The organism is Paractinoplanes maris (assembly GCF_023544465.1).
Lineage (GTDB): Bacteria > Actinomycetota > Actinomycetes > Mycobacteriales > Micromonosporaceae > Actinoplanes > Actinoplanes maris.
On the sequence record NZ_JALPVL010000009.1, the window covers coordinates 388,840 to 406,095 of the forward strand.

The 17,256-nt window shown below is 72.6% G+C and carries 18 protein-coding genes and 1 pseudogene; 10 read left to right on the forward strand and 9 right to left on the reverse strand.

Translation table 11 applies throughout. From position 1 onward, the window contains the following. Window position 1 precedes the first annotated feature (1 nt). A complete protein-coding gene (locus NAG42_RS27125) occupies window positions 2–862 on the reverse strand; it encodes an alpha/beta fold hydrolase (protein WP_250034385.1) in 861 nt (286 codons plus the stop codon). Between the two features lie 90 nt (window positions 863–952). Between NAG42_RS27125 and NAG42_RS27130 the strand changes: the two genes are divergently transcribed. Further along, entirely contained in the window at window positions 953–1,558 is a 606-nt protein-coding gene (locus tag NAG42_RS27130) for a TetR/AcrR family transcriptional regulator (RefSeq protein ID WP_250034386.1), read from the forward strand. A gap of 5 nt (window positions 1,559–1,563) precedes the next feature. Here the strand turns inward: NAG42_RS27130 and NAG42_RS27135 are convergent, their stop codons facing one another. Beyond that, window positions 1,564–2,520, reverse strand: coding sequence for a LysR family transcriptional regulator (locus tag NAG42_RS27135; protein WP_250034388.1), 957 nt, complete (start codon window positions 2,518–2,520; stop codon window positions 1,564–1,566). 56 nt (window positions 2,521–2,576) lie between these two features. Continuing rightward, window positions 2,577–2,972 (reverse strand): YbaB/EbfC family nucleoid-associated protein, encoded by a 396-nt coding sequence (locus tag NAG42_RS27140; RefSeq protein WP_250034390.1) that lies wholly within the window; start codon window positions 2,970–2,972, stop codon window positions 2,577–2,579. A gap of 105 nt (window positions 2,973–3,077) precedes the next feature. Here NAG42_RS27140 and NAG42_RS27145 point away from each other — a divergent pair, with 105 nt between their 5' ends. From NAG42_RS27145 to NAG42_RS27155, 3 genes are read left to right on the forward strand one after another with little or no spacing between them, the layout of a single operon-like run. Further along, window positions 3,078–3,722 (forward strand): GntR family transcriptional regulator, encoded by a 645-nt coding sequence (locus NAG42_RS27145; protein WP_250034392.1) that lies wholly within the window; start codon window positions 3,078–3,080, stop codon window positions 3,720–3,722. After that, complete coding sequence (locus NAG42_RS27150; protein ID WP_250034394.1) at window positions 3,712–4,728, forward strand: 1-aminocyclopropane-1-carboxylate deaminase; 1,017 nt, start codon at window positions 3,712–3,714, stop codon at window positions 4,726–4,728. Before NAG42_RS27145 ends, NAG42_RS27150 begins: the two co-directional genes overlap by 11 nt. Before the next feature lie 28 nt (window positions 4,729–4,756). Further along, the gene (locus tag NAG42_RS27155; RefSeq protein ID WP_250034402.1) at window positions 4,757–5,860 is read left to right on the forward strand and encodes a DNA alkylation repair protein; all 1,104 of its coding nucleotides are present in this window, start codon (window positions 4,757–4,759) and stop codon (window positions 5,858–5,860) included. On the opposite strand, the gene NAG42_RS27160 is transcribed toward NAG42_RS27155, so the two are convergent. The 3 genes and pseudogenes from NAG42_RS27160 to NAG42_RS27170 form a co-directional block, all read right to left on the reverse strand. Then, window positions 5,857–7,176 (reverse strand): serine hydrolase domain-containing protein, encoded by a 1,320-nt coding sequence (locus NAG42_RS27160; protein ID WP_250034404.1) that lies wholly within the window; start codon window positions 7,174–7,176, stop codon window positions 5,857–5,859. The two genes, NAG42_RS27155 and NAG42_RS27160, sit on opposite strands and share 4 nt — an antisense overlap. 1 nt (window position 7,177) lies before the next feature. Next, the gene (locus tag NAG42_RS27165) at window positions 7,178–7,540 is read right to left on the reverse strand and encodes a nuclear transport factor 2 family protein (protein ID WP_250034406.1); all 363 of its coding nucleotides are present in this window, start codon (window positions 7,538–7,540) and stop codon (window positions 7,178–7,180) included. A gap of 19 nt (window positions 7,541–7,559) precedes the next feature. Then, a pseudogene (locus tag NAG42_RS27170) lies at window positions 7,560–8,054 on the reverse strand (MmyB family transcriptional regulator); the annotation flags it as partial. Window positions 8,055–8,234: 180 nt separating this feature from the next. Here NAG42_RS27170 and NAG42_RS27175 point away from each other — a divergent pair. The 4 genes from NAG42_RS27175 to NAG42_RS27190 all read left to right on the forward strand — a co-directional run bounded on the left by NAG42_RS27175 (window position 8,235) and on the right by NAG42_RS27190 (window position 11,570). Further along, on the forward strand, window positions 8,235–8,996 hold the full coding sequence (locus NAG42_RS27175) for an SDR family NAD(P)-dependent oxidoreductase (protein WP_250034408.1): 762 nt from the start codon (window positions 8,235–8,237) through the stop codon (window positions 8,994–8,996). A gap of 13 nt (window positions 8,997–9,009) precedes the next feature. Further along, window positions 9,010–10,323: a GH1 family beta-glucosidase gene (locus NAG42_RS27180; protein WP_250034409.1), complete on the forward strand. Its 1,314-nt coding sequence runs from the start codon at window positions 9,010–9,012 to the stop codon at window positions 10,321–10,323. Between the two features lie 60 nt (window positions 10,324–10,383). Continuing rightward, window positions 10,384–10,932 carry a hypothetical protein gene (locus NAG42_RS27185; protein ID WP_250034411.1) on the forward strand — a complete coding sequence of 183 codons (549 nt, stop codon included), beginning with the start codon at window positions 10,384–10,386 and terminating at the stop codon, window positions 10,930–10,932. Window positions 10,933–11,021: 89 nt separating this feature from the next. Beyond that, on the forward strand, window positions 11,022–11,570 hold the full coding sequence (locus NAG42_RS27190) for a hypothetical protein (RefSeq protein WP_250034413.1): 549 nt from the start codon (window positions 11,022–11,024) through the stop codon (window positions 11,568–11,570). 7 nt (window positions 11,571–11,577) lie between these two features. Here NAG42_RS27190 and NAG42_RS27195 read toward each other — a convergent pair whose 3' ends face one another. The 3 genes from NAG42_RS27195 to NAG42_RS27205 form a co-directional block, all read right to left on the reverse strand. Further along, window positions 11,578–12,756: an ABC transporter permease gene (locus tag NAG42_RS27195; protein WP_250034415.1), complete on the reverse strand. Its 1,179-nt coding sequence runs from the start codon at window positions 12,754–12,756 to the stop codon at window positions 11,578–11,580. Beyond that, window positions 12,753–13,406 (reverse strand): ABC transporter ATP-binding protein, encoded by a 654-nt coding sequence (locus tag NAG42_RS27200; protein ID WP_284045982.1) that lies wholly within the window; start codon window positions 13,404–13,406, stop codon window positions 12,753–12,755. The genes NAG42_RS27195 and NAG42_RS27200 overlap by 4 nt, the downstream gene beginning before the upstream one ends. Before the next feature lie 139 nt (window positions 13,407–13,545). Next, window positions 13,546–14,601: an efflux RND transporter periplasmic adaptor subunit gene (locus NAG42_RS27205; protein WP_250034417.1), complete on the reverse strand. Its 1,056-nt coding sequence runs from the start codon at window positions 14,599–14,601 to the stop codon at window positions 13,546–13,548. 91 nt (window positions 14,602–14,692) lie between these two features. On the opposite strand from NAG42_RS27205, the gene NAG42_RS27210 reads away from it, so the two are divergent. Then, on the forward strand, window positions 14,693–15,382 hold the full coding sequence (locus NAG42_RS27210; protein ID WP_250034418.1) for a response regulator transcription factor: 690 nt from the start codon (window positions 14,693–14,695) through the stop codon (window positions 15,380–15,382). Continuing rightward, window positions 15,379–17,172 (forward strand): sensor histidine kinase, encoded by a 1,794-nt coding sequence (locus tag NAG42_RS27215; RefSeq protein WP_250034420.1) that lies wholly within the window; start codon window positions 15,379–15,381, stop codon window positions 17,170–17,172. Before NAG42_RS27210 ends, NAG42_RS27215 begins: the two co-directional genes overlap by 4 nt. The last annotated feature ends 84 nt before the right edge of the window (window positions 17,173–17,256 follow it).

Here is a 17,256-nt window from a genome sequence, read left to right on the forward strand (position 1 = left end):
GTCAGCGCGGCATCCGGGCGATCACGTCGTCCCAGATTCCCTCGGGCAGGTCGTGGCCCACGCCGGGGTAGACCACGAACTCGGCCCCCGGGATCTGGGCGGCCAGGTCGCGGCCTCCGCTGGGTTTGATGAGCTGATCTTCGGCGCCCGAGACGACCAGAGTGGGCGCGGTGATGGTGGACAGCGGGGGCAGCTTCACGGCCCGGCCCGCGGCGAGGTGCCGCTGTGTCGTGCGGGGGTCGCGGGGCGCGCGGTTGTGGCTGAGCGTCGCCGCCTCGCGAACCCACTCCTCGGGGAAGGGGTAGCCGGGCGAGGACTGCGCGCGGTAGATCGCGATCAGGTTGTCGATCTCCTGCTCCGGCGTGGTCGCCTTCGGCAGCTTGCGGAACTCGCGGAAGACGCCGAATTTCAGGTATCGCAGGATCTGCAGTGCCCGCGCGGTGGCTGGGAAACTCATACAGAGGGTGAGGCCGCTGACCCGCTCGGGGTGCAGCAGCACCAGGCCCTGGGCGTAGGCCGACGCACCGCCCAGGACGTGCGCGGAGTCCCAGCCCAGCGCGTCCATCACCGCCAGCCCGTCATCGATCATGTCGGCCATGGTGTAGAGGGGCGGGGTGCGGCCCAGAAGCGCGCGCCACGGGTGGCCGTCCGCCGGTGGGGGGTAATGCGTGGACAGGCCGGTGTCCCGGTTGTCGTAGCGGGCCACGTGGTAGCCCGCCTCGACCAGGCGCTCGCAGAACGCGTCGGGCCACCAGACCATCTGATAGTCGATGCCGAGCACCAGCAGCAGTGGTTCACCGCCCGTGCCGAAGGTCTCGTACGCGATTCTGGCGTCCTTGTTCACGGCGTATTCGATGCCCATACCAGCCTCCCCGTGGCTTTTTCATGCGAGTGCATGGTAACGGTGGTCACCCGTCGTTAGCAATGCGCTCGCATGAGATAAGTTCGGAGCGTGCCGAAGCAGGTCGACCATGAACAGCGCCGCCGCCTTCTGGCCGAGGCGGTCTTCGCAGTCATCGGCACGCAAGGGTTCGAGGCGGTGAGCCTGCGCGACGTCGCCGAACAGGCCGGTGTCTCGATGGGCACTGTGCAGTACTACTTCCCGACCAAGCGGCAGATGCTGTCGTTCGCGCTGGCGCACATGCGCGAACGCGTGCTGGCCCGGCTCCAGGGCGCCGTCACCGCGTTGCGCGAGCCCACCCGCCGCGACCTGATCCGGGCCGCCACCGCGGTGATGCTCCCGGTCGACGCGGCCGGCCGCGAAGAGGCCTGCGTAAATATCGCGTTCTTCTCAGCCGCCACGGTCACGCCGGCGTACGCCGAGCAGCTCCGCGACGGATACGGGCGCATCCTGACGGTGTCGGTCGCCAGTTTCCGCGAGGCGTCCCGGTTGGGCGAACTGCGCGACGGAGTCGACCCCGACGTCGAGGCGCCGGCGCTCTACTTCCTCACCCAGGGTCTGGTCGGCCCGATTCTCGTCGGCCTCTACCGCCCGGACGAGGCACTGGCCCTCGTCGACGCCCAGCTGGACCGGGTGTTCCGCCCGGCACCACCGTGAACGGGTCAGCTCCACAGCGTGACGTGCACCGACGGCCGGAAGTGGCCGACCTTGGCCCCCGCGCCGCGCATCATGGCCTGGATGGCCCGGGGCGTGCAGGCGAAGCGGGCCAGTTCGGCGGCGGCCGACGGGGCCCCCTGCTCGGCCAGCGTCATGGCCTGCCAGCCCGCCTCGAGCACCGCATGCGGCGACGCCAGCTGGATCAGCGTGCCGTTGCGGACGTCCGGAGCCACCGCGAAGGACAGTGCCGGCGCCAGGCCCTTGCCGCGCTTGGCCTCCTCGAGCGCGGCCGCGTTGCTCTGGTAGATCTGCTGGCGCTCCTCGGGCACCCCCAGCCGGGCCAGCAGGTCGGGGATCGCGCCCGCGGTGGCCGTGGCGGACGGGCCCAGCAACCACGTCTGGTCACGCAGCTGGGACGCCGACGGTCGCAGGTGGACGATCGGGTGGTCGGGGCCGGCCACGACCACGATGCGGTAATTCATGACCGGCCGGGCGGCGAACGCCGGGTCGAGCACCGGGGGCGGCGGCCCGATCGCGATGTCGATCGTGCGGCTCACCAGCAGTGCCTCGAAGGAGCCGGAGTCGCGCACGCTCAGCTCCAGGTCGAGGTCGTCGGCACGGGCGGCGAAACGCTCGATCAGGCCGGGTGCGGCGTGCTCGGCGAACAGGCTCGACGCGCCGACCCGCAGCAGGCGGCGTCCCCGCCCGGCCGCGCTCACCTCGAGCACCGTGATGTCCTGCAGCCCGAGCAACTCGGTGGCCCGGCTGGCCAGACGCAGGCCACCCGGCGTGAAGGCGAGCCCGGCCGCCGTACGGGAAAAGAGCTGATCGCCCAGCTCGCGCCGCAACTGACCGATGTGCAGGGAGACCGCCGACTCGGAGACGGCCAGATGGGCCGCGGCCTGTTTGACCGAGCCGAGCCGGACGACGGTGGAGTAGGCGCGCAGCTGGGTCGGAGTCATCACGGGCGTTCACCACGTCGAGCCACGATCGCCCCCATGCCGTCTCCGAGCTGTTCTCACAACCTATCGCGCCTGGTGCTCTCTTCCTCGTCCTCCGGCGGCGGCGGAAACGTCTCCGCGTAGGCCGACCCGATGAACCCGGCCGTGTCCGACCCCTCGCCGTAGATGTCGGTGACGAGCTCGTTCATCCGCGACGCGAGCTGAGCCTGAGCCCGCCGGCTGGTCTCCAGAATGGCCCGGGACAGCTCGCCGGGGGAGAGGCGCAGCGCCCGCTCGCTCAGCTCGAGCCCGGCCAGCCCGCCCGAGTGGTCGACGGTCACCTCGACCTCGCCGCCGTGGGCCGACGCCGACGCGCGGACGTGCTGCATGCGGCGGCTCAGCTCGGTCGTCTGCGTGGTCTGCTGCTCGACCCGGCGCTGCCACTCGGTCAGGAAGTCCTCGGGATCCGGCACCGCACATCCTTCGCAGAGATCGACGTCCGCATCGTACCCAACCGGCACCCGGCGCACTGCCCGTGAAGTGGACAGCCTCGTGCGCTGTCATCTAACATTTCAGTTGTGGAACGGGTGCACCGCAGACTGCTGCGCGAGACGGCGTACGAGGCCATTCGGGACGCCGTCGTGCGCGGCGAGCTGGCCCCGGGCGCCGCTGTGAACAGCGCCGAGCTGGCCGACCGGCTCGGCCTGTCCCGGGCCCCGGTCCGCGACGCGCTGTCCCGGCTGGCCGACGAGGGTCTGGTCGAGACCAAGCCGCAGAGCTACACGCGGGTCACCCAGGTCGCGCCGCACGAGGCCCGCGATGCCGCCGCGGTGGTGCGGGCCATGCACGAGCTGGCCGCCGCCGCGACCGTCGGCTCGCTGTCGCCCGGCGACCTCGCCGACATGCGCGCGGCCAACCAGCGGTTCGAGGCCGCCACCCGCACCGGCGACATCGACGCCGCCCTGGCCGCCGACGACGAGCTGCACGGCGTGCTCGTGCGGGCCAGTGGCAACCGGGCGCTGGCCGCGACCATCGAGCGCTACACCCCGCTGATCCGCCGGCTCGAGCGCCGGCAGTTCGCGCAGCACCACGCGCGCCGCTCGGTCGAGCGGCACGACGACCTGATCGCCGCCTGCGCGGCCGGCGATGCCGCCACGGCAACCGAGCTGACCGGCCTGATCTGGCGGTCGCTGGAACACCTAGGAGACGATCATGGCGATTGAGTTCGACCGTTACCCGCTGCTCTTCGGCCCGTCCCCGGTGCACCGGCTCGACCGGCTCACCGCGCACCTGGGCGGCGCGGCCGTCTGGGCCAAGCGGGAGGACTGCAACTCCGGCATCGCCTACGGCGGCAACAAGACCCGCAAACTCGAATACCTGGTGGCCGACGCGCTGGCCCAGGGCTGCGACACGCTCGTCTCGATCGGCGGGGTCCAGTCCAACCACACCCGCCAGGTGGCCGCGGTCGCCGCCCGGGCCGGCCTCAAGTGCGTGCTCGTGCAGGAGAGCTGGGTCGACTGGCCCGACCCGGTCTACGACAAGGTCGGCAACATCCTGATCAGCCGGCTGGCCGGGGCCGAGGTGCGCCTGGTGCGCTCCGAGTTCGGCATCGGCTTCAAACAGAGCTGGGAGCAGGCGCTGCGCGACATCGAGGACTCCGGCGGCAAGCCGTACGCGATCCCGGCGGGCGCCTCCGACCACAAGCTCGGCGGTCTGGGCTTCGCCAACTGGGCGTACGAGGTGCAGGCGCAGGAGGAGCAGCTGGGCGTCTTCTTCGACACCGTCATCGTCTGCTCGGTCACCGGCAGCACCCAGGCCGGCATGATCGCCGGGTTCGCCGCCCTGCGGGACGCCGGTGCCCGCCCCCGCCGCGTGCTGGGCATCGACGCCTCGGCCAAGCCCACCGAGACCCGCGCGCAGGTCGCCCGGATCGCCCGTGACACCGCGTCGCTGATCGGCCTGCGACGCGACCTCACCGAGGACGAGATCCTGCTCGACGAGCGTTACCACGCCGGCGTCTACGGCATCCCCGACGAGGCCACGCTCGACGCGATGCGCCTGGCCGCCCGCACCGAAGGCATGGTCACCGACCCGGTCTACGAGGGCAAGTCGATGGCGGCCCTGATCGACCTGGTCACCCGCCGCGAGGTCCCGGCCGACTCCACGGTCCTCTACGCCCACCTCGGCGGCCAGCCCGCGCTGAACGGCTACAGCGCCCTGTTCTCCTGAAGAGTGTCGCGTCGGGCAGCATGGTGCGATGCCCTTCGCCGATCAGCTCATCAGCCGCGGGACGGCCGAGAGCCTCACCCGAGCCCTCCAGCCGGCCGCGCCGGACGAACCCCTGACGGCGTTGCGGGCCGCCGTCCGGCAGCTCGACGGGCTGGCCCTGCGGGAACGCGCCGACCTGCTCCGCGACGCCCTGCTGGCCGACCTGCCGGGCGGCTATCCCGAGCTGGCCCGGACGGTGCGGTCGGCCCGGGCCGGTGCGCCGGAGTTCGGTGGGTGGATGATCTGGCCGGTCACCGCCGCGGTGGCCGGCCGGGCCGTGGCCGACGGCGGGCCCGAGGCGTTCGACGACGCCCTGGCGCTGCTGGCCGAGCTCACCGGTCTGCTCACCGCCGAGTTCGCGATCCGGACGCTGCTGCGGCACGACCTCGACCGGGCGCTGGCGGCGGCGCTCGGGTGGACCCGGTCGGGCGACACCGACGTACGCCGGTTGGCCTCGGAGGGCACCCGGCCCTATCTGCCGTGGTCGGTGCGGGTGCCCGAGATCCTGCGCCGGCCGGGCGTCACCGTGCCGATCCTGGACGCGCTCTACCGCGACCCCAGCGAGTATGTCCGCCGCTCGGTCGGCAACCACCTCAACGACCTCAGCCGCGATCACCCGGCCCTGGTCGTCGAGACCGCGACCCGCTGGTTGGCCGACCCCGACGGGAACACCGCCCCGATGGTGCGCCGCAGCCTGCGTACGCTGATCAAACGCGGTGACCCGGGAGCGCTGGCGTTGCTGGGGTTCAGCGCCGCCGCGACCACCCTGGAGATCGACCAGGTCTCGCTGGACCGCACGGTGGTACCCATCGGCGAGGCCGTCGAGTTCCGCTCGGCCATCCGCAACACCGGCGACGAGCCCGCCCGGCTGGCGATCGACTACGTCGTCCACCACCGGAAGGCGAACGGCACCCAGACCGCCAAGACCTTCAAGCTGACGACCGCGACCCTCGCCCCGGGCCAGAGGTTGGAGGTGCGGCGCACCCACCAGTTCCGGGTGATCACCACCCGCCGCTACTACCCGGGCCCGCACGCGATCGCGTTGCAGGTCAACGGTGTCGCCACCGACAGCGTGACGTTCGAGCTCAGCTAAGCCGTGAGGCGGCGGGCCAGCCGTCCACCGTAGAGATACTGCCCGTCGTCCAGGATCGTGAACGTGTCGAACCGGCCCTGGGACGGCTCGGTGCTGATGAACGTGGTCCCCGCGAGGGCGACGTAGCGGCGGGTGGACGGGCTTTCGCCGGCGGCGGCGGCCGGTCCCCGCGGCGTGGCGGTCACCTCCAGGCCGTCGTCGGTCGGGGTTATCTCGTACGTGCCCAGGGGGAACCCGTAGCGGCCGGCGAACCGGGCCGGGCCGGGCTCGTGCGGCCCGGCCGGCGGGACCGGGCGGGCCGGCACGGTGAGACCGGTCAGTTCCCGGACGACCGTGGTGAGCACCTCGTCGAAGAAGGCAACCGACCGGGCGCCGGTCGAGCAGATCGCCACAACGAGGCGGTGGCCGGGCACCACCCGCCACACCGTGGCCTGGCCGATCACGTCGCCGTCGTGGCCGTGGACCGCGGCGCCGTCCCAGTCGTAGATCTCGAAACCCAGGCCACGCCGGCCGCCGCCCGGCACCCCGGCGCCGGGCAGGGTGAGCTGGGCCGACGTCATGGCCGCGACCGCCCCGGCCGACAGCAGATCCGCCCCGTCGTCGAGGAAGAGCCGGCCGAAACGGACCAGCTCGCGGGGAGCGGCGCAGGCGGTGGTTCCGGCCGGCGCCAGGGACCGGGGCAGCTGCCACGGCCGCACCACCGCACCACCCACGTGACCGGCCGCGGCCCGGAACAGGATCGCCTCCTCGGCCAGCAGGGCCATGTGGCGGGCGCCCAGCGGCTCGATCAGGCGCTCACGCAGCACCGACTCCCAGGTGCCGCCGCGCAGATGCGCGGCCAGGGCGCCGAGCACGGCGAAACCGGCGTTGCTGTACGAGTAGAGGGCCCCCGGCGGCGACACCTGGGTCGCGTGGTCGCGCAGGTGAGCCACGTACCGATCGAGGGCGTCGTCACCGCGGCCGGTGTCCTCGAACAGGTCGCCGTCGAAGCCCCCGGTGTGCAGAAGCAGCTGGCGGACGGTCACCGTCTCGCTTGCCGTGCGGTCGACCACCCCGAACGTCGGCAGGTAGCGCCGCACCGGCTCGTCGAGCTCGACCAGGCCCTCGTCGACGAGCTGCATCACCAGCGCGGCGGTCCAGACCTTGGCCACCGAGCCGATCTGGAACACGCTGTCGGGGGTGGCCTCGACGCCGGTGTCCCGGTTGAGCACCCCGGTGGCCGCCTCGATCAGCGTGTCGCCGTGGCCCACCGCGACCGCCGCCCCGGTCACGTCATGCCGGGCGGCCGCCTCATCGAGCAGCTCGGGCAGATCCATCTCAGGCCGGCGGCGGGTCGAGCAGCGTGTAGAGGTGAACGATCCGGTCGTTCTCGATGATCGAGACGTCCAGGCCGCTGGCCACCGGCGGCTGCCCGGCCGGCCCCAGGTGCCAGGCCAGCATGGCCAGGTTGCCGCTGACCCGGACCTCACCGGCCGGGCTGAAGACAAAATCGGGCGCCCGATCGAGCAGCTGCTGTGCTTTCTCGTTGAGCGCGTCGCGCCCCACCACCGTCTCGTCCGGGTCGGCGAACGTCACCCGCTCGGCATAGATCTCGGCGACGACGGCCGCACGCTTCTGCGGGTCGCGCTCGGCGAAAACGCCCAGCAGATTGCGGTGCGCGAGGTCAGCGATACGGCTCATCCGGCCAGCAGATCATGATTCAACCGGCGACGTCCAGGCGCTGGGTGCCGACCACGGACAGCAGGCGCAGCGCCTGCTCATCGGCCGAGCCCGGGACGGCGGTGTAGATCACCACGCGCTGGTCGCGGTCGGTGATGTCGAGCACGTCGCAGTTCACCGTGATCGGGCCCACCACCGGATGCCGGAACGTCTTGCGCAGCACGGACTCGTCGGTCACGTCGTGCGACGCCCACAGCTCGCGGAACAGCTCGCTGCCGGCCTGCAACTCCCGGATCAGCGACGTCACGGCGAGGTCATCGGGATAGCGCGCGGCCGTCGCCCGCAGGCGCTGGGCGCAGTGCCGCGCGAAGTTCTGATGATCGGAGACCCCGTAGAGGAGCCGGCCGTGCCGATCAGGCCCGAGGAAGGCCCGCCGGGCCAGATTGCGCTCGCGCACGGGCAGTGCCGTGAAGTCCTCCAGCAGGGCGGCGGCCAGCTCGTTCCACGCGAGGACGTCGAAGGTGGCCGAGATGACGGTGGCGGCGGCCTGCGGCGGGCAGGCCCACGTCGACCGGGGTGATGCGCTCGCGTCTCGACCGCAGAAAAGCGGCCAGCTCCTGCCGGTCCATGGCGATCAGTCTCCCCGGACCGGGCCGGGCTATCCAGGTACCGGCGCTCCCTGGCTCAGCCCGGCCGGCCCGGCCACTCTCGGGGCATGACAAATCTGCTGCAGGACAAGGTCGCCTTCGTCAGCGGTGCCGGTCGCGGCATCGGGGCCGCGGCGGCGCGGTTCTTCGCTCGCGAGGGCGCCCAGGTGCTCCTGACGGCGAGGAGCGAGGACCAGCTCGAGGCGGTGACCGAGGAGATCCGGGCGGCGGGTGGCCGCGCGGAGTTCGTGCCGGCCGACCTGGCCGACCCGGCGAGTGTGCGGGCGGCCGTCGACCGGGCGGTCGCGGCCTTCGGGCGGCTCGACGTGGCCTTCAACAACGGGGCCACCATCTCGCCGCCCGGGCCGCTGGGCGAGGTCGAGCTGGACGATTTCGACCGGCTCTACGAGGTCAACCTGAGGGGCGTCTGGCTGGCCATGTCGGCCCAGGTGGCGGCCATCCGGGCCACCGCCGGGCGCGGCGCGATCGTCAACAACTCCAGCGTGGGCAGTCTGCGCGGCAACCCCCAGCTGCCGGCGTACGGGGCGATGAAGCGCGCGGTCAACAGCCTCACCGAGTCGGCCGCCATCACCTACGGGCCCGAGGGCATCCGAGTCAACGCTGTCGCCCCCGGCAACACCCGCACCGAGATGATCGAGGCCTGGCAGGCGAGCTCACCCGGGCTGGTCGAGCGGCTGGTGGCGGCCACCCCACTGCGCAGGCAGGCCGAGCCGGACGAGATCGCCCAGGCCGCAGGGTGGCTGCTCAGCGATCGCGCGTCTTTTGTGACCGGCACGGTCCTGCGCGTGGACGGCGGCGCCGGCACCTGATTAGCTCGGAGGCATGGTGGATCCGCTGCCCCAGTTCCCGGACGGATTTCTCTTCGGCTGCTCGACGGCCTCTTATCAGATCGAGGGGGCGGTGCACGAGGACGGGCGCGGGCCCTCCATCTGGGACACGTTCTCGCACACCGGCGGCAAGACGCTCAACGGTGACACCGGCGACGTGGCGTGCGACCACTACCACCGCTATCCCGAGGACATCGCTCTGCTCGGCGACTTGGGCGTCGGGGCCTACCGGTTCTCGATCGCCTGGCCGCGGGTGCAGCCGACCGGGTCGGGGCGGCCCGACAAGGCGGGTCTGGACTTCTACGACCGGTTGGTCGACGCGCTGCTCGAGCGGGGCATCGTGCCCCTGCCGACGCTGTTCCACTGGGATCTGCCGCAGGCGCTGGAGGACAAGGGCGGCTGGCTGGCGCGGGACACCGCCTCCTACTTCGCGGACTACACGTCGCACGTGGTGACCCGGCTCGGTGACCGCGTCCGGCGGTGGATCACGCTGAACGAGCCCGTGGTGCACATGGCGCAGGGGTATGCCTACGGCACGCATGCCCCGGGCCGCACCCTGCTGCTCGACGCCCTGCCGGTCGCCCATCACCAGTTGCTGGCGCACGGCCTGGCCACCCGCGCGTTGCGGGCCGCGGGCGCGACCGAGGTGATGATCACCAACAACTGCACACCGGTCTGGCCGGCCGGCGAGGACGCGGGTGACGTCACCGCCGCCGCCGTCTACGACGCCTTCCACAACCGGCTCTTCAACGACCCGGTGCTGCTCGGCTCCTACCCCGACTTCCTGGCCGGAGCTCTGGGCGACGTGGTCCGTGACGGCGACCTCGAGACGATCAGCACGCCGCTCGACGCGCTGGGCATCAACTATTACAACCCCACGCAGGTCGGCGCCCCGTCCGGCGACTCGCCGCTGCCGTTCGAGCTGCGGGAGATCGAGGGCTACCCGACCACGTCCTTCGGCTGGCCCGTCGTCCCGGCCGGCCTGACCGACCTGCTGACCGGGCTGCGGGAGATCTACGGCGACGCGCTGCCGCCGGTCTACATCACCGAGAACGGCTGCTCCACCGAGGCCGGCATCCAGGATCAGTTCCGCATCGACTACCTCGACGCCCACCTGCGCGCGGTGCACGACGCCATCACCGCCGGCGTCGACGTGCGCGGGTATTTCGTCTGGTCCCTGCTCGACAACTTCGAGTGGGCCGAGGGTTACAGCCAGCGCTTCGGCCTGGTCCACGTCGATTTCCAAGACCTTTCCCGTACGCCGAGGGCGTCCTACCACTGGCTGCGCGCCGCCCTGACAGGTTCCTGACGTCGTGTCGTGAGGCTGACCGCTCGGCCCGGGACCGTCCTGGGGCGGGGAGGGAACCTCATGCGCGGAGAAGTGCTGGCGGCCACCGTGATCGCGTCGATCGCGCTGTCCGGATGCGGATCGCCGGCGAAACGGGAGGGCTCCAGGGTGGCCACGCTGGTCAGCACGGCACCCTCGTCCTCGCCGTCGAAGGTCTCGCAGCGACCGCGGGAACGCCTCGACACCACGCCCGAGGAGTTCGAGGCCATGCTCGAGCCGTACAACAAATGCATGGAAGACCAGGGCGGCTACACCAAGGGCGGCGCCGCGGGCAGCCGGCCCAAACCGGCGTCGAAGGCCGACAGCGCGAAGACCGAGGCGGCCAACCGGATCTGCGAGCCGCAGTTCATGCCGCTGCCGCCCTGGGAGAAGGACCCGGCCAACCCGGAGGCGCGGGACTTCGCCCGGGATGTGGTCGCCTGTCTCAAAAAACGCGGCATCAGGTTCGTGGCGGTCTCCGACGACGGCCTGAGCGTGGCCCTGGGCGGCGACCAGAACGACTCCCGGTCGATCACCCGGGGTATGGAACTGGCCCCCGAGTGCGAACGCGAGGTGGCCGCCCGCCGCTGACAGCCCGGTCTGACACGTTCCTGACGTCGGCTCGCCAGGCTGACCGCTCGGCCCGGGACAGTCCCGGGCCGGGACAGGAGGACGGGATCGTGCGCAGAAGCCACGTTCTATTGGCCACCACCATCGCCCTGACGGTGTTGCCGGGTTGCGGGTCACCGGCGAAGGAGGGCGCGAAAGTCGCCACTCTGGCCAGTGCTGCCGCGTCACCGTCGGCGAAAGCGAAGCCCGACCGTCCCCGCGAGCGGCTCGACACCACGCCCGAGGAGTTCGAAGCGTTGCTCACGGCGTACTACAAATGCATGGACGACAAGGGCGTCCTCGCCGTGCGGGTGGCCACCGGCGGCCGGAAGAAGGCCATGACGCCCGAGGACATCGCCCAGGGGGAGGCGGCCGACCGGATCTGCGAGCCGCTTCATTACCCGCTGCCGCCGTGGGAGAAGGACCCGGCCAACCCGGAGGCCGTCGACTTCACCCGCGCCGTCGTGAAATGCCTGAAGGGCAAGGGCATCAAGAACGCGACGGTCGGCGACGACGGCGTCAGCGTGTCGCTGGGCTCCGACGACCAGAACCTGCCGGTGGTCCGCAAGTTCCTCGACCTCACCCCGGACTGCGAGCGCGAGGCCGCAGCCGCGAAATAGCGGCGGTTCAGACGGCGGCCAGGGCTTGGGTGGGGGTCAGGCGGGCGGCCCGTACGCAGGGGTAGACGCCGGCCAGGACGCCGATGACCACGGCGCCGGCCACCCCGGCCAGGGCCGCCTCGGCCGGCACGACCAGCGGCCAGCTCTGCCAGCGGGCGTAGCCGACCGTGGCCAGCAGGCCCAGCGTCGTACCGCCCAGGCCGCCGATCGTCGCGAGCACGACCGACTCGGTGAGGAACTGGCCGCGGATCTGCCCGCGGGTGGCCCCCAGCGCACGGCGCAGGCCGATCTCCGAGCGGCGCTCCAGCACCGAGACGACCATCGTGTTGGCCACCCCGATGCCGCCGACCACCAGGGCCACCCCGGCCAGCGCCAGGAACAGCACCGAGAAGCTGCTCTCGGTGGCCCGCTTGGCCGCCAGCGCGTCCGAGGGCCGGGTCACCACCACCGCGCCCGGCCGTTCCGGGGACACCGTCTCGGCCAGGACCGCCCGCACCGCCTCGATCTGCGGCTCGTCGGCCCGGACATAGAGGACGGTGGGGCCGCCGTCGAAGCCCAGCTGAGCTTGGGCGACCGGCCAGCCGATCAGCACCGAACGGTCGACGTCGGGCGACAGCGGGGTGGTGGCCAGGATCCCGACCACGGCGAACCGCCGGTCGGCGATCATCACCTGCGGTGTCGGGCCGCCCGGCGGCAGGTCGGTCAGGCCCAGGCGGGTGGCGGCGACCGACCCGAGCACCACCGCCGGGAAGCGCTCGGTGGCCGGGGTCAGCCACCGGCCCGCCCGGACCCGGGCGTCGATCGTGGGCAGCAGGTCGAGGCGGCTGGCCAGGACGGTCAGGCCCAGGCCGTCGTCCGGGGCGGTGTGGTCGTTGCGGCGTACGAGGGCATGGGTGTTGCCCACCGCGCTGGCCGCCGTGACCGGGCCGATCCGGCGGGCCATGGCCGCCGCCGACTCGGGCAGCCGGGCCGGCGGCTCGACGTCCTGCCGGGCCACCGCCTGCAACGAGTTCGTGCCCAGCGCGCTCAGCTCGTCGACCAGCGCCGCCTGGCTGGACGCCGGAATGCCGGTCACCACCAGCATCGTGGCGATCCCGATGGCGATTCCCAGCCCGGACAGCGCCGCCCGCCCCGGCCGGGTCCGCAACCCGATCACGCCCAGCCCGAGCAGATCCAGCACCCTCACCGCCGCACCTCCGCGATCTCGTCCCGGACCAGGCGACCGTCGCGGATCTCGATCCGGCGCGGCATCGAGGCGGCGATGTCCCGGTCGTGGGTGATCAGCGCGATGGTGGTGCCCTCCTCGTTGAGGCGGCGCAGCAGATCCAGGACCGCGTGGCCGGTGGCGGTGTCGAGCGCGCCGGTGGGTTCGTCGGCCAGCACCAGGGACGGGCGGTTGACCAGCGCCCGGGCGATCGCCACCCGCTGGCGCTCGCCGCCGGAGAGCTGCTGCGGGCGGTGGGACGCGCGGTGGGCCAGGCCGACCCGGTCGAGCGCGTGCCGGGCCCGCTCCCGGCGGTGGCGGCGCGGGACCCCGGCGTACAGCAGGCCGGTGGCCACGTTGTCGGCGGCGCTCAGCCCGTCGGTCAGGTGGAACTGCTGGAACACGAAGCCGATCTCGCGGGCCCGCAGGGACGACAGGTGACGATCGCGCATCGTGGCGACGTCCCGGCCGGAGATCAGGACCGTGCCCGAGGTGGGCTTGTCGAGCGTGCCGACGATGTGCAGCAGCGTCGACTTGCCCGACCCGGACGGCCCGACGATGGCCACCAGCTCGCCCGCCGCGATGTCCAGGCTCACCCGGTCCAGCGCGGTCACCCCGCCCGGATAGACCATGCTCGCGTCCCGGACCGACAGCACCGGCGCCGTCACGAGACCACCCCGCCGCCGCAGCGCCGAAGCACACCGCCGCAGCGCCGAAGCACACCGCCGCAGCTCCGAAGCGCGCCGCCGCAGCTCCGAAGCCCGGCGCCGATCATGAGGCCACCACCACGTCCAGGCCCTCGGCCAGCCCGTCACCGGTGACCTGGACCCATCCCTCGGCGAACATTCCGGTCTTGACGGCGACCAGCCCGGCCGGCCCCTGCACGGCATAACCGCCCTCCGTCAGCGCGACCAGTGCCTCGATCGGCGCGGCGAGAACCTTTTTCACCGTACGGCCGGGGAAGTTGACCTTGACCTCGGCCGAGTCGAGCCGGGCGATGCTCGCCGGGTTGCCCACGGCCACCGAGACCGTCAGCCGCTGCTCCTCGCCCTCGCCCGCCGCGGCCAGGGTGCGGCCGACCGCGCTGACCCGGGCCGGGACGGTCTTGTCGCCGGGCAGCGTGACGGTCACCCGGAGCCCCTTCGTGATCTTCGCCGCGTCGGCCGGCTCGGCCGGCACGGTGATCACCTTGCGGGTCGAGGTGACCGACATCAGCGGCGCGTCGGCCGTCGCGCCGGGCTGCACGGCCAGCGACTCCACCCGCACCGCGCCCGGCAGCACCTCGAGGTCGCCCACGGCGATCCCCCCGGTGACCGGGCGGCCGAGGTCGCGCTGCCACCGCTTGATCGCCGCGACCAGGCCCGGGGTGAGCACGCTCTCGCCGGCCGGGGTGTTCGCGGGCCGGCGGCCGACCCGGTATCCCAGCGCCCGCAGGTTGTCGGCGACGATCCGCACGTCCCGCCCGGACAGGCCGGCCGTGGCGATCGGCCGGTAGAGCGGCATCCCGCCGTAGAACAGCACGACCGGCTCGTCGTCGGCCCGGAACAACTGACGCCCGCGCCGGACCGTGCTGCCCACCGCGGGCAGCCACGTCACCGTGGCCGTGGTGTGGCCGGCCAGGGGACGGGCCGAGCCGTAGCCGATCTGCCCCGGCAGCGAGGTCGTGGTCGACAGGTCCCGGCGCTCGAGCTTCACGGTGGCGGCCTGGGGCGTCTCCTCGACCGCCACCGGCTTCGCGGCGGGCCGCCACTCGTGGGTCAGGACGAGAGCCGCCGCGGCCGCCAGGACGACGACGAGCACGGCACCCATGGTGGTTTTGCGGGGCATGGTCGAGCAGCGTGTCCGTTGATCGTCAGGATCCTGTCAGGTCTGGCGGCATCGGAGCCCGGCCTTTCCCGGCCCGCCTATCATCGCCGCCATGTGTGCGAAGGTCCTGGTTGCCGAGGACGACCCCCGCCAGGCCGAGGTGGTGCGGCGCTACCTGGCCGCCGAGGGGCACGAGACGGTGGTCGTGCACGACGGGCGGACCGCGCTCGACGAGGCCCGGCGGTGGCAGCCCGGCCTGATCGTCCTCGACGTGATGATGCCGGGCCTGGACGGTCTGCGGGTGTGCCGGACGCTGCGGGAGGAGTCGGACGTGCTGGTGCTGATGCTGACCGCCCGGGCCACCGAGGACGACCTGCTGCTCGGGCTGGAGCTCGGCGCGGACGACTACCTGACCAAGCCGTACAGCCCGCGGGAGCTGATGGCCCGGGTCCGGACGCTGCTGCGGCGCTCCACCCGGGCCGCGCCCGAGCCCGGCCCCCGCCCGGTCGGCCGGCTGCTGATCGACCCGGTCCGTCACCGGCTGAGCGTCGACGGGGTGCCGGTCGAGTGCACCCGCGGCGAGTTCGCGATCCTGGCCGCCATGGCCGGTCAGCCGGAACGGGTGTTCACCCGGGCCCAGCTGCTGCACCACACCCGCGGCATCGACCGCAGCTCGACCGAGCGGACCATCGACATGCACGTGGTCAACCTGCGCCGCAAGATCGAGACCGACCCGCAGCGGCCGAGCCAGCTGGTCACCGTCTACGGGGTGGGCTACAAGCTCTCCGCCGGCACGCCGTGAGCGCGGCCCGGGTGCCGCTGCGGCACAGCCTGGTGACCCGGCTGCTGGTCACCTCGGTGCTGATCGCGGTGGCCGCCATCGCCGCGACCGCCTGGCTGGCCACCCGGACGGCCACCCGGGCGATCACCCAGGAGCAGGGCCGGTCGCTGACCGAGGAGAAGGGCGTCTACGACCTGCTGGTGGGCTACGCGGCCATGCACGGCGACTGGTCCGGCGCCACCACCCTGATCGACGCTCGAGCGGCCAAGCTGGGTCGCCGGATCACGCTGATGACCCAGGACCGGACGGTGATCGCCGACTCCGGGGGTGGGCCCTCCCTGCGTACGGCTCGCCCGTCCGCCCTGATCGACCCGCTCAACCTGGATCTCGGCCTGGTCGGGGGCGACGAACGGATCGACCCGCGGGCGGCCGGACCGTTCCGGGTGCCGGCGGCCGAACGCCCGCTGCTGCAGAGAGCGGCGGCCGATGTACTGTCCTGTGTCCGCAAGACCGGCGCGCAGGGCACCGTCGAGCAGTTGCCGAGCGGCCGGCCCACGGTCAGGCTCAGCAGCGCCGCCCCGGAGGCAGCCGGCTGCCTCTACCGCTTGAACGACCTGAGGACGGCCTCCGAGGCGAAAGCCCTGCGCACGTTGAGCCGGTCGACGACGCGCTGCCTCACGATGCCGTCGACCTTCGAGGTGCTGGTCGCCCCCGACTTCTCCTTCGTGCTGGGCAAGACCGGCGTCGCCGAGGAACGGGTCAGTGAGCAGGTCACCCCCATGCTGGCCCTGTTCGAGCCGACCAACGTCGCGGGGGCCGTCCGCGTCCGCGGCTGCGTCGAGAAGTCGCGCCGGGCCATGCTTCAGGAGTACGTCGCCCCGCCCGCCCTGCTCTTCGTCACCGACCCGAGGCTGGGGGCCGACGAGACCCGCTTCACGCTGTCCCGCGAGAACACGACCCGGATCGCGACCACCACGGGCGCGGTGCTGCTGGTCACCATCGTCGTCACCGTGCTCGTCGGGCGGCGCCTGGTCCGCCCGTTGCGCGCGCTCACCGAGGCGGCCGACCGGCAGACCCCGGCGCCGGTGTCGGGCCACGACGAGATCGGCCGCCTGGCCCGGGCCCTCAACGACTCGGCCGAGCGCCGCGAGCAAGCGGAGACCCAGCGGCGGGCGATGGTCAGCGACGTGGCGCACGAGCTGCGCACCCCACTGACCAATATCCGGAGCTGGCTGGAAGCGGCCCAGGACGACCTGGCTCCGACCGACGCCCAGCTGCTGTCCCTGCTGCACGAGGAGGCGGTGCTGCTCCAGCACATCATCGACGACCTGAGCGACCTGTCCGCGGCCGACGCCGGCACACTGCGGGTGCACCCTTCGCCAACCCCGCTGCCAGACCTGCTGACCCAGGTCGTGGACAGCCACCGGGCGGCCGCGGAGACCGCCGGGGTCCGGCTGACGATCGCGGTCGAGGGCGACCCGGTGGTCACCGCCGATCCCGTACGCCTGCGTCAGCTCATCGGCAACCTGGTGTCCAACGCGATCCGCTACACCCCGTCCGGCGGCACGGTGACGGTCGAGGCCCACGACACGACGGTCACCGTCCGCGACACCGGCGTCGGCATCGCCCCCGGCCACCTGCCCAAGATCTTCGACCGCTTCTGGCGAGCCGACGAGTCCCGCAGCCGGGCCACCGGTGGCAGCGGCCTCGGCCTGCCGATCGCCCGCAAACTGGCCGAGGCCCACGGCGGCACCCTGACCGCGCAGAGCACCCCCGGCGCCGGCACAGTCTTCACCCTCCACCTGCCGTGACCCGCCACGCCCGGTCGCAGCACTTCAGCGCGCGGAGGGCCGGTTCAGCGGCGGGCGGGCCGGTCAGCGCGCGGAGGGCCGGTT